This window comes from Rothia sp. HMSC064F07, from assembly GCF_001837265.1.
Classification (GTDB): domain Bacteria; phylum Actinomycetota; class Actinomycetes; order Actinomycetales; family Micrococcaceae; genus Rothia; species Rothia mucilaginosa.
The window spans coordinates 77,206-89,694 of sequence record NZ_KV831925.1; the positions used below are offsets into that span (position 1 = coordinate 77,206).

The window sequence follows — 12,489 nt, forward strand, 5'->3', positions numbered from 1 at the left end:
CGCGCTGTTAAGAGTAAATATAAGAGTGAATAGTAGGGTAGTGGCGGCCGGTATCAGCCGCTCACTATAGATAAAACGGAATATTCCCAGACGGCTATATAGCCTGGTGGAATACTCAATAAAGCTAAATCTAGCGGCCGGAACTCGTTGTCGAAGGCTTCACCGAAGAACCTGCAGAACCGCTCGCAGATGCACGAGCCGAAGCACTCGCAGAAGCCTCCGCCGCAGCCGATGCCGACTCCTCCGGGGACAGAGCTGTACCGTCCGCATGAACACCAGCCATCGCCGGAGTCACACCATTAACGAAGCTCAACTTCGCCTGCTTGAACTGGTACTCGGGGGAGCAGGTCAGCTTATACTTCGAATTCGCCAGCTCGCGAATCGACTTCACATAATTCTGAGTCTCCTCATACGGGGGAACACCGCCGTACTTCTCCACAGAACCCGGACCCGCGTTATAACCGGCGAGAACCACATCCTGCAGCTCATCCTCATTGGAAGCGTACTTCGCCAAACGAGTACGCAACTCAGCCAAGTAGCGTGCCTGCGCCGCAATCGCATCGTGCGGGTTCAGAACATTACCGCCATTGCCGAAGCTGTAGTGGCCGCCGCTCCACGCGTCATCAGTGAACTGTGCAATACCCTTAGCGCCCTGGTGGGACTCAACGCCCACACGCCAGTGGCTCTCGGTCTCAATCTGCGCCGCCAGTACGCCGGGGCGGAAACCCGCCACCTTAGAGCCCTCCTCAAAATCGGATCGGAGAGCCGCCGGAGCATACGAAAGCTCCGTCATGCCGCAGTAGTCGTCATAGGTGGCTGCCAGGCCGGCAACACCGCCACCCAGAAGGACCGCAGAGGCAATAATCTGCCAATGCGCAAGAACCCCGGCGAGAAAGCGAAGCGGGAAAGCTTTACGCTGCCGAGGAGAAATTTGTTGATCCGCCGGAACGGAAATGTGGTTGGAGGCGCTCGTAGCGTTACGCTCGGAAGGGGCGCCCGAAGTGCTATCTGCCATTCCTATAGACTAGCGCACCATCGCCGTTTATGGTGAAAAAACTCCCCTCCGTTGAGGTGAAAACCATAGTCAGAGAGTTCTTGGCGCGTCTTTACCGGAGTCAACATCAAGTGCAGGTACAGACTCCGTGCACGTGAAGGATGACCCCACCCGGTACACCTTTGACAGGGAGCACCAGGCGGGGTCAATCCATGATGGGGAGCTTCAGGAGTCCCTAACGGTTCGTCACCACGATCTTGCCGGCGGCACCGCGCTCCATCTCCGAGAAGGAGTGATTCACGAACGTGTACGTGCCAGACTCTAGGAACTGCATCTCCACGAAGCCGCCCTGAGCGGGCGCCAAATCGAGTGCCTGGCTGTGGCCGTCACGGCTACCGAACGCATCTGCGCCGCGGCGCATCAGGTAGCCGCCCTCCTTGTAGACCGTGTCGAACTGCGAACCGACCACGTGGAAGCTCGTGCCGTGGTTCGGGCCCGCAGCCATTACCCAAACACGGATACGCTCGCCCTTCTTCACCTGCAGCGGCTTCGCCTTGTACTGGGTTGCGTGGCCGTTGAACATGGTCAGCGTGGGGGTGCCCGCCGCAATCAGCTCCGGCGAGTTCTCCGCCAGCTTGTTACCGTCGGAGGCGGTCTTGCCGGTGTCGTGCAGGTACGCCTCGCCCTGAACCATCACGTACTCATGATCGACCGGGTCAAGGTCCGCCGGGTCAATGATGACCGCGCCGTACATGCCCTGGGTCATGTGCAGGCTCAGCGGGGCGGTGCCGCAGTGGTACAGCCAGATACCGGCACCCTTCGCCTCAAAACGGTAGACGAGACGCTCACCGGGGGCGATGGTCTTCATCGTGTTATCGGGGGACACCATGCCCGCGTGGAAGTCCAGCGAGTGGCCCATCGTGCCGTTATTGATGAGTGTAATTTCAAAAATATCGCCGACCTTGCCGCGCAGAATCGGTGCCATGTTCTGCCCGTTGAACGTCCACATGTGAACGGTCACGCCGGGCGCCACCTCGCGGTCGACTTCCTCAACTTCCAGGGTGACCTTGCGGACGGTCTTGCCGTTCACCTGTGTGGCGGTGTTCGGTGCCGGGATGTTCGGGTCGCGGTACTTGTAGCCGCTGCCGGGCGCTGCGGACATGTCAATCCTGCTGTTCGCAACGGTCATGAGGGTCGGGGTGCTACCCGACGCGGCGTGGTTGTGGGTGCCCGTAGAACCGTGGTTGTGGCCGCCCTGCGCCACCTGGTTTGCGGAGGCACCGGTCGCCTTCACCTTGAACACCATGCCTAGGGAGCGGTGGCCCGCCACGGAGCAGTAGCCTTCCTGGTCGGCGGTAATAACGCCGGCGTCTACGGTTTTCGTTTCGCCGGGGTTGATGGTGCCGGTGGTTGCGCCGTTGTCGAAGGTCAGGTCGTGGGTCATGCCCTCATCGTCGTTGGTGACCTCGACGACCAGGCGGTTACCTGCGGGGACCTCCACCTCGGCGGGGGTGAAGCGGTAGTTGCTGGTCGCCTTCACCTGCACGGTGGTGGTCTGACCGGTCGCAGCCACGGAACCTGCCGAGGAGAACGACGGCAGGTTCAACGCGGACGGGTTCACGGCGAAGCCCAGCAGGAACGCCATGGCAACCGCCAACGCCGCCTGGAAGCTCTGCTTGGCGTGCGGGACGGGCTCCGGGGTCAGCGCCTCCTGGTTGAAGACGGGCTTCTCGCCGCGGGCGCGTGCCGCCATCATTTCCTTGCGGGTGTTCATGGACGCCTTCACGCCGCGTACCATGAGCGGAATGAACGCCATGAGCGCCAACGCACCCACGATAGCGACGGCAATCTTAATGGACTGGCCCACCATGGAGCTGGGCATCATGAAGATGAGCAGCGCCAGGTTCACGGCGGTTACGCGTGCCGCCGCGAAACGGCTGAACTCCTTGTTGGAGGCGCGCACCACCGCCGGGCCGCCACCCATGCGCTGCGGCAGCAGGTAGCTCATCGCGCCGAGCAGCAGCTGCAGCAGGAAGCCGACCACGAAGATGGGGGTTACGGCGCGTACATCCAGCTGCGCGAAGGGGACGGTTGCCACCATGTAGGCGGTGGTCGCTACGCCAATAATCAGCCAGAGGAAGCCCATACCCACGCTCATGGGCGGGTACTCGTTCGGGCGCTTGGTGCGCAGGGTACGCACCATCACCCAGGCGACAATCAGCAGGGCAACCAGGTAGACGACCAGGCCGGCTGCGGCGAGCGGACGCATCCCTAAAATCGCGCCGACAACGGTCAACGCCAAGCCACCGCACATCAGGTACAGGGCGCGCAGACTGTGAGTAAGCGCCTTATCAACCATCTTGGTGCGCAGCATGGTCGGCCAGAACGTCACCAGCGTACCCACCGCGGTAATACCGACGAAGCCGAGCACGTTCACTGCCTCGTGCGCGAGCAGGAACTGCGAATGCAGGGTGCCGGACAGGTTCGGGTAGGCAATCATGCCGCCAAACGCCGCACCGAGGGGCAGTAGCAGCGCCGCAACAATGTAGAAGCGAATGGTCACACCGAACCGCGACGGCAGAGCCTGACGCACCTGCTTCAGCAGGTAGATGCCGTGCCAGGCGACCATCGACCCGACAATGAGGGCGCCCACCACCGTGGCGGCGTAGAGGCCGGGCACGCTCAGCTGACCGACCATGCCGATCATGAGCACGAGAATACCGGCGTTCAGAATGAAGATTCGGCGCACCTGGGTTCCGCGGTGCTCGTCAGGAATCTTGATTTTCATGAGCGCTTCGGTGAAGTGCTGCGACCAAATCAGGATCGAGTTCGTAATCAGGCCGAGGGTGACAATGTGCACCATCAGCCAGCCGCTATTCGGGATAAACCTGTGCAGCAGAAGTACGCCGACAAGGGTAAACATCCAGTGGGAGACGGGCTTGGAGGCGCGACGATGCCACGTACCGCGACCGGATGCGCGGCGTGCAATCTCTTCGGGGGTGAGGTTTGCGCCGGGCACATCAGCCGGGCGCGCGCCAATGCTCAGGCCGGAGGAGCCGCCTCCGGAGACGTTTGCGGGCTTGCCGCTCGTGTTCTCGCCTTCGGGTGGGGTGCCGAGATGTTCACTCACGTGATCACTGCTTTCACTGCTGGTTGTTCGTGGACGTCGGTGTGCGGGTCGGCACCCGGTACCCCTGCGTTGGGGCGGGTGCCAATAAGCCCATTATATTGCCCGGATAGTACCAATTTTGAAGACATGACGTGCATATGAAGGCAGCTCATATCGTGATAGTTGTGCTTGTGTGCTCGAGCGGTTCTTCCCCTGCGAATCTCCCCCTGTGATTCTTCTCCCCAATGCATCCTTCACAGGTGCGCGCGATAAACTATTAGGATTCCAAAATCAGATGCCCGCCCACCCTACGCGCGCATCCGCCGGCACCAAGGTAAGGACAAACACCTCGTGACAAGGACTGACTCCACCACCCCCATCTGGGGAAAAATCGCTATTGTGGCACTCATCCTCATTGTTGGCGGTGGATACGTCGTCAAAATGCTCACCAACCCCTTCAGCGGTATGGACTTCTCCATTTACCGTCTGGGTGCGATGACCATTTTCGATAACGAGGGCTTTACCCAGGACCTATACTCCCCGACCCTGAACGATCACGGCGTGATTAAGCCGCCGTTCACGTACCCGCCGTTCGCGGCAATGCTGTTCTTGCCGTTTGCTTTTATTCCGCTGGAAGTTGGCAAGGTCATTATGGTGGTCGGTTCGGCTGTGGTGGCGTGGTGGATTTCCACGATCATTTACAACTACGTGAATGCGCGCGGCCGTGAACTGCCGCTGCAGCAGTACTTTGGTCGTGCGGGCACGATTGCGGTGCTGACTATTCTGGTGGTTTCGGCGGGGCCGTGGCAGCGCACCCTGGACCTGATTCAGATTAACCCGTTCATTACGGCGCTGATTCTTGCCGATTTTGTGCGCCCGGCAACCCGCGTGCCGCGCGGCGTGCTGATTGGTATTGCGGGCGGCGTGAAGCTGACCCCGCTCGTGTTTGGTCTGATTCTGCTGGTCCGCCGCGACTGGAAGGGCATCGCGACCCTGGGTGCAACGTTCTTCGGCACCATTGCGCTGGGTTTCATTCTGATGCCTAAGGACGCACTGGAGTTCTGGTTCTCCGCGCTGACGAACCCCTCCCGTGTGGGTGGACTGAACTTTGTGGATAACGTCTCGATTCAGGGTTGGCTGCTGCACTTCGGTCTCTCTGAGAGCGCCGCGAAGCCCGTCTACTACGCCCTGGCGCTGGTCACGATTGTGCTGACTGCCGCACTGCTGTACCAGCTGGAACGCCGCGGTGCCGCGCTGGCGCAGGTGGCGGTGACCGCCTCCTTGATGGTGGCGCTGTCGCCGATTAGCTGGTCGCACCACAACGTGCTGCTGCCTCTGCTGGCTGCCGTGTTCATCATGGATGCGTTCCCCACCTATTTTGCGGTTCAGCCTGCGTGGCTGCGGGTGACGGCGACGGTGTTCGCGGTGGTTGCGGTGCTGGGCCTGTACCTGTCGCCGATTAGGATTGCGTCCTGGTTCCACGGTAGCGCTGATGGTTTGGAGCAGCTGGCTCCGGGCGCGTTGGCGGTTTCGGCTATTCCCGCGTTCTGCCTGTGGGTGACGATGACGCTCTGGTCTATTGCCGCCCTGAGCGCGCCGGTGCGTGGCGCGAAGGTTGAGCCCGTACAGTACGGTTCCGTGCGTAGCGACGCGCCTCTGGGCTGGTGGGGCGCCCGTGCACTGGTGACCCAGAGTGCCCTGGTGACCGAGAGCGCCGAGTCTGTGCGTGCCGCCGCTTCCCGTGAGGCAACCGCGTGAGCCGCGACAAGAATCACGAGAAGAACGCCGAGGCGGCTGCGCCTATAATCCCGTGGGCTTCGGCTTCTGTTGCTACTGAATCCGAGCCGGCTGCGGAACTGGCTGTTGAGAGCGCTGAGCCCGTTGCGGAGCCCGCCGCATCCTCTGTAGCCACCGCGGAAAAAGCGGCAAAGGAAGAAACCACCAAGGAACCCATCGCAGAGCCCGACAAGCCTGCGCGTCCCGGCTTCTTTGACCGCATCCCCGGCATGCGTACCGGCGCTCTCTGGGCGCACCTGCTGTTCATCCTGGTTGCCCTCTACGCCTTCGACTACGTGACCCACGCGGCGGCTGACGATATTTACGTGTACCGCCTGGGCGCTGTATCCCTGGCGGACGGCCCGGACGGCTACCAGCTCTACACCTTCCGCACGCGCGGCCTGCCGTTCACCTACCCACCCTTTGCGGCGCTGCTCTTCTACCCGCTCGCGTTCCTCACCGAGCCGCAGAGCATGCTGCTGATTACCGCCATTATTTGCGCGCTCAGCTACTGGTGCGCGTACCTGCTGTACTCGTACGCGCGTAGCCGATCGTGGCGTCTGCCGTTGCAGAAGCACGTGGGTCATTGGGGCATGGTGTCGCTGATAGCGGCGCTGATTTGGATGTGCGGCCCGTGGCGTTTGACCACGCATTTTGGGCAGATTAACGCCATTATTCTGATGCTGATTCTTGCCGATTTTATGCGCCCGGCAACCCGCGTGCCGCGCGGCGTGCTGCTGGGTATTGCGGCGGGTATTAAGCTGACCCCGCTGGCGTTCGGTCTGCTGCTGCTCATGCGTAAGGACTGGAAGGGCATTGCAACCCTGGGCGCGAGCTTCGCCGCGACCGTGGGTATCGGCTTCCTGGTGATTCGTGAGGAGTCGCTGACGTTCTGGTTCCACGCGGTGCGTGACACTTCGCGTGTGGGTTGGTTCAGCTACTTCGATAACGTGTCGATTATGGGCACGCTGACCCACGCGGGCCTGCAGCATCACCTGACGGCGACCGCCCTGTCGGTGGTGCAGGTGGCGTTGACCCTGCTGATTGTGCTGGTCACGGCGGTTCTGCTGATTCCGCTGATTCGTGCCCGCGCGCTCATGGCGCAGCTGGCGCTGACCGCGTTCATGATGTTGCAGATTTCGCCGATTAGCTGGTCGCACCACAACACCTGGTACCCGCTGATGCTCGCCGCCGTGGTCATGGAAATCTTCCCGCTCATGTACCAGCGGGTCAGCTCCTTCGTGTTCACGCTGGCTGTTATCTTGGCGACTGCGGCGCTGGTGGGCATGTACATTTCGCCGTTCTGGATTGTGCTGGCGTTCTCCCCGCACTTCAACGCGGATCAGATTCTGATGGTGCCGGAAGGCTCCCTGGGCCTGATGGCTGGCACCATGCCGTACCAGCTGATGTACCTGTTTATTCTGGTGACGTTTTTTGTGTACCTGGCGAATCGTCAGCTGGTGGAGCGTGCAGCACACGCCGCGGGCGCCGAACTGGCGGAGGCGAGGTACTCCCGCTAAAGAAACCGCCCGCTCACGGTTGCTGCCTGCTCACGGCGGCGGGCGCATCCAGCAGGTGCACAGCTTTCACCGGGTATAAAAGTATCCCCGCACCCATCACGGGCGCGGGGGATACTTTTATACCCAGCCTACTGACCTAGTCAGCCAAGCCGCTAGTTAGTGCCGATGCTCCAGGTAACGTTGGAGTCGGTACGAACCTGCAGGTAGCTCTTGTTGCTCTGAACCCACTGAATGCTGCTCTTCACAGGCGACAGGGTCGAGGAGAAGAACGGGTCGTTCTTGGTCGCGTTCAGAACAGTGAAGCCGCGGGTGGTCGGGCCGCTGGTCTGGAACTCCATGGTTGCCTCGGTGCCTTCGTAGGTGAAAGCGTAGAAGTTCATGGTGCTCTGGAACTTCTCACCCTTCTTGTAGTGGGGTGCGGAGTCTGCATCGTAGACGCGGATGGTCCATTCGCCCTTACCGGTCAGCTCCAGCTTGCGGGTGGGGGTGGAGTGGCCGCTCGCGTCAATCCATGCGGTGCCCTTGAGCTCCTTGCCGTCGCGGGTGGAGTCGATAACGCTCACACCCGAGGCGATGTTGCCCTTATCGTCACGGCTGGTGATGAAAGCGTTAACCACACCGTCTGCGGGCTTGAACTCGTAGTAGAGCAGGCCTGCGGACACATCGCCCTTGATCTTCTCAATGTCGATGGTGTCCTTGTTGTCGGCGACGGTCTTCTTGTACTCCTTGAACTCACCCTCGGGCATCTTCGCTTCAGCAGCAGCAACCGGCGCTGCCGAAGAAGCCGAAGCCGCTGCCGCGCTCTCAGATGCGGGCGCTGCGGAAGAAGCCTCAGAGGATGCCGCCGCGGAGGACGCCTCAGCGGAAGTAGCCGCCGCGCTCGATGCCGCCGCAGAATCGGAGGCGGGGTTCGAGCCGCCACGCGGAATCAGCATGACAATCGCCAGGATGATAACAATCAGCAGAGCCAACGCACCACCGATAACACCCCAAATCTTGGTGCCGGAGAGCAGGCCCTTCTTCTCGGAGCCGTCCTCACCATTGCCCTGGTTGCCGGGTTCGGTCATGTAGGGGTTGCTCAGTGCCACGGTTGCCTGGTCCTGATCGGACACCTGACCTGCGTAGGGCTGCTGAGCGTTGTACGGCTGACCCTGGTAGGGGTTGTTCTGGTACTGGCCGCCCTGCGCGTTCTGGCCGTCCTGGAAACCCTGACCCTGGAAACCCTGGCCCTGGAAGCCTTCAGCCTGGTTCGGCTGGAAGCCGTTCGGTGCCTGACCTGCCGGGATGAACTGTGCGTTCTGGCCGCCCTGCGCGTTCTGGCCGGGCTGCATGTTCTGACCGGGCTGTTCCGAGAGGTTCACGGTACGCTCGGACAGGTTGACGGTGCGCTCGGTTTCGGGGGTGTGGAACTCAACGAGCGGGGAGCTCTCGATGGTGTGGGCAGCCTCTTCGGTGGGGGCGGGAGCCTCAGCTGCGGGAGCCTCAGCGACCGGTTCAGCTGCCGCCGGTGCCTCGGGGGCAACCTCGGCGACGGGCTCAACAACAACGGGCTCTGCAACAGGTTCGGAAACGACCGGCTCAGAAGCGGCGGGCTCGGAAACAGCGGGCTCGGACAGTGCGGGCTCAGCAACCGGAGCCTCAACAACGTGCGCCTCAACGGGCTGCTCGGAAGCAGCCTGCTCAGCAACAACAGGCTCGACAACCGGCGCTACGGGAGCCTCAGCAGCGGGCTCTGCAACGGGAGCCTCTTCAGCTGCAGTCTCTTCAACTGCGGAAGACTGGGATGCGAGAACCTGCTCGGGCAGAGCGGTACCGGTCAGCGGAACCTGAGTCAGGTGACGCATCGGCTTGGGCTCGGAGGATTCCTCAGTGGACTCCTGAACGGACTCAGCTGCGGGTGCCTCTACCTGCTGTGCCTCAACGTGGGGTGCCTCAGCCTGGGGTGCTGCCACCTCCGGAACCTCGACGATCTGCTCACCTTCGAGCTCAGCGGCGAGCTGCTCCAGGTCAACGTCCTCAACGGTCAGCGGTGCCGCAACCTCAGCAGGCTGCTCAGCCTCAACAGCGGACTCAGCAACTACGGGCTCAGCAACCTGCTCAGCGGGAGCTGCCTCAGCAACGGGCTCCTCGGGAACCAGCGGCTCAATAGTAGCCTCTTCAACCTGAATGGGTTCGGGCTCGGGCTCTTCGACCCACAGCTGCCAACCTTCAGGAACGGGACCCCACGCGGGGTCGGGGCGCCACGTAGGAGTGGGGGCCCATCCAGCAGGAGGAGCGGGCCAGTTGGGCGGCGGATTGAAGACGAGTGCCATAAGAAAGCAGCCTTTCTGGTGCTGAAAAAACACCCCGGAAGAGCGGTCATCAGCGACTATGTATATGAGCGTATTATCGCTACAAATTATGGCATAGGTTCAGAAAATGAACCCCGTGAATGGTGGGTTTTTAGCCTTATTCACGGCTTTTTCAATGGTTTTGGAACATTCCGTATCAATCAGTACTTGAAGGTTTTCGCATGCCCGGTCACCATCGACCCCGCGGAGGCTAGGATTAAAGAATGAACACGACACCGCCCCCCGCACCCCCGCAGGTAACCCCCGGAACCCCCGCTGCTCCTGCGCCTGCCGGTCTTGCCTACCACCGTCTCTCTCACGCCGACCCGAAATCCCGCTGGTTCTCACCCCTGCTGGAAGGTCTGCTCGGCGTCGCCGTATTTATTGGCCTCAACCTGATCATTTCAGTTGCCCTGGCTGTGACGATTATGGGTTCGGGACTTTCCCTCCAGGATGTAGCGACGAACCGCTCCGTCATTATGGAACACCCGGCACTGTTCGCGCTGACGTTCCTCTCCCTGATTGCCATTGGGCCTTCGCTCTTTCTGGCGCGCCTGGTCGTGGGCCCGAAGCCCTGGGGTTTGATCCATTCGGTAGCGGGTCGTCTGCGCCGCTCACTGCTACTTCCGTACCTGGGTTTGAGCTTCGCTGTCTATGGCATCTACTACGCCGTGATGCTGGCGTTGAGCGGTGAGAGCCTGCCCGAATACCACTATTTTCAACCTCCACAGGTTGAATTTTGGGTTTATGTGGTGATGATGCTGCTTCTGGTGCCCGTGCAGTGCTACGCCGAAGAGCTCGCCTACCGCGGCTTCATGATGCAGATGCTGGGCCGCTGGCTCCGCACCCCCTGGCTACCGATTGTGCTGCCCGCCGTGCTGTTCATGCTCTCCCACGCCTACGACCCCTGGGGTCAGAGCACGATTCTCGCGATGGGTATTTACGCGGGTTTCCTCTGCTGGTACACCGGCGGTCTGGAAGCCTCCATCAGCCTGCACGTGGCAAATAACGTGATTCTGATGCTGCTGTCCATGGTGGCTGGTCTGGATCCGTTCGCCTCCGAGGGCGTGACCCCCATGGATGCGCTGCAGGGCATCGCGCTGGAAGGTGTGTACGTGGTGCTCGCCTGCCTGATCTTCAACGCGCGCGCTCGCCGCGGTGAGGTTTCACGTGAAACACAACCGCTCAAGGTTGATAAATAGTCTATTTGGCGGGTTGCTCTACCCCAGCTACCCCAGCCCGCCCACCCCGCTCCATGCGAGCCTCACCAGGGCTATTACTCCACGCCGCGTGGACTACCAGCCCCGGTCACCCCGTCAACACCCAAGAAAAGGTAGGGTTAAACCATGACTGTTGATGCTGTAAAAAATATTGAAGACCTCGCCGCATTCGTGGTGGAGTCGCCGGTCTCTTACCTCGCCGCGCGCACGGTAGCGCGCCGCCTGCAAGCAGCAGGCTTCACCGAGCTTGTAGAGACCGAAGCATGGGACCCGCAGATCGCAACCGGTCGCCACTTCGTCGTCCGTGACGGTGCGATTATCGCCTGGGCCGGTGGCGCGAAGGCGCAGAAGGCAAGCGGCTACCGCGTGCTGGGTGCGCACACCGACTCGCCCTCCCTGAAGGTCAAGCCTTCCTCCTCCATCACCACGAAGGGCTGGCACCAGATTGCCGTGGAGAACTACGGTGGTGCACTGCTGAACTCCTTCCTGGACCGCGAGCTGTGCGTGGCGGGTCGCCTCACCGTCCTTGAGGGCGGGGAGCTGAAGGACCGCCTGGTGCGTACCGGCCCGATTGCGCGCATCCCGCAGCTGGCGCCGCACCTGGACCACAAGCGTAACGAACTGGTGCTGGACAAGCAGTTCAACATGTACCCCGTGTGGGGCGTGGATCCGGCGGAGAACGACGTGCTCGGCTACATGGCGAAGCACGTGATTGACGGCGAGCCGGTCGACCCGGAAAGCATTGTGGGTTACGACCTGCTGTTCGCTGATTCGCAGCCGCCGCGCCGTTTTGGTGCGGATCAGGAGCTATTCGCTTCTGGCCGCTTGGATAACCTGTCTTCGGTGCATGCGGGTTTGACCGCCCTGGAGCGTTACGTTGCCGATAACGCGGACGAGCACGCCACCGAGACTGTGATGCTTGCGGCGTTTGACCATGAGGAGCTTGGTTCGGAGTCGCGTAGTGGTGCGGCTGGCCCGTTCCTGGAGGATATTCTGGTGCGCCTGTCCGCTGCGCGCGGTGAGAGCACGGAGGAGTACCGCCGTTCGGTGGCGGCATCGTTCTGCCTGTCGGCTGATGCCGGTCACCTGGTGCACCCGAACTATCAGGGTCACCACGACCCGACCGTTCAGCCGCTGCCCGGTGGTGGTCCGCTGCTGAAGATTAACGCGAACCAGCGTTACGCGACGGATTCGGTGGGTGCTGGCGTGTTTGCTGCGGCGTGTGCGAAGGCTGGCGTGCCGTATCAGGAGTTCGTGTCGAATAACAATATGCCGTGCGGTTCGACGATTGGCCCGATTACGGCGACTCGCCTGGGTATGCGCACCGTGGATGTGGGTATTGGTTTGTTGTCGATGCATTCGATGCGCGAGATGTGCCATGTGGACGATATGGCGTACATGACTCGCGCGGTGGAAGGCTTCTTCCGCCTCTAAATTGAACCCCGCTGAGGTATGAACAGTGGGGGTGTGGGCGCCGGGAACGTAAGGTTCCCGGCGCCCATATTTTTTAAAAATTTTTCAAAATTTTTCGGGGGGGGGG

At 61.4% G+C, this 12,489-nt stretch carries 7 protein-coding genes; 4 read left to right on the plus strand and 3 right to left on the minus strand.

Annotated features, from left to right (window positions below):
• Positions 1-130: 130 nt before the first annotated feature.
• Positions 131-1,015, minus strand: a complete 885-nt coding sequence (locus HMPREF2712_RS09240; protein WP_049346496.1) for a lytic transglycosylase domain-containing protein — start codon at positions 1,013-1,015, stop codon at positions 131-133.
• Between the two features lie 214 nt (positions 1,016-1,229).
• Entirely contained in the window at positions 1,230-4,124 is a 2,895-nt protein-coding gene (locus tag HMPREF2712_RS02380) for a multicopper oxidase domain-containing protein (protein WP_070819176.1), read from the minus strand.
• 330 nt (positions 4,125-4,454) lie between these two features.
• On the opposite strand from HMPREF2712_RS02380, the gene HMPREF2712_RS02385 reads away from it, so the two are divergent.
• Positions 4,455-5,861: a glycosyltransferase 87 family protein gene (locus HMPREF2712_RS02385; RefSeq protein ID WP_070819177.1), complete on the plus strand. Its 1,407-nt coding sequence runs from the start codon at positions 4,455-4,457 to the stop codon at positions 5,859-5,861.
• Positions 5,858-7,399, plus strand: a complete 1,542-nt coding sequence (locus HMPREF2712_RS02390) for a glycosyltransferase 87 family protein (protein WP_070819178.1) — start codon at positions 5,858-5,860, stop codon at positions 7,397-7,399. Before HMPREF2712_RS02385 ends, HMPREF2712_RS02390 begins: the two co-directional genes overlap by 4 nt.
• Before the next feature lie 152 nt (positions 7,400-7,551).
• Here HMPREF2712_RS02390 and HMPREF2712_RS02395 read toward each other — a convergent pair whose 3' ends face one another.
• Positions 7,552-9,711 (minus strand): hypothetical protein, encoded by a 2,160-nt coding sequence (locus HMPREF2712_RS02395; protein WP_070819179.1) that lies wholly within the window; start codon positions 9,709-9,711, stop codon positions 7,552-7,554.
• A 242-nt stretch (positions 9,712-9,953) separates the two neighbouring features.
• Between HMPREF2712_RS02395 and HMPREF2712_RS02405 the strand changes: the two genes are divergently transcribed.
• A complete protein-coding gene (locus tag HMPREF2712_RS02405; RefSeq protein WP_070819181.1) occupies positions 9,954-10,931 on the plus strand; it encodes a CPBP family intramembrane glutamic endopeptidase in 978 nt (325 codons plus the stop codon).
• 144 nt (positions 10,932-11,075) lie between these two features.
• Positions 11,076-12,383 (plus strand): M18 family aminopeptidase, encoded by a 1,308-nt coding sequence (locus tag HMPREF2712_RS02410; protein WP_070819182.1) that lies wholly within the window; start codon positions 11,076-11,078, stop codon positions 12,381-12,383.
• The last annotated feature ends 106 nt before the right edge of the window (positions 12,384-12,489 follow it).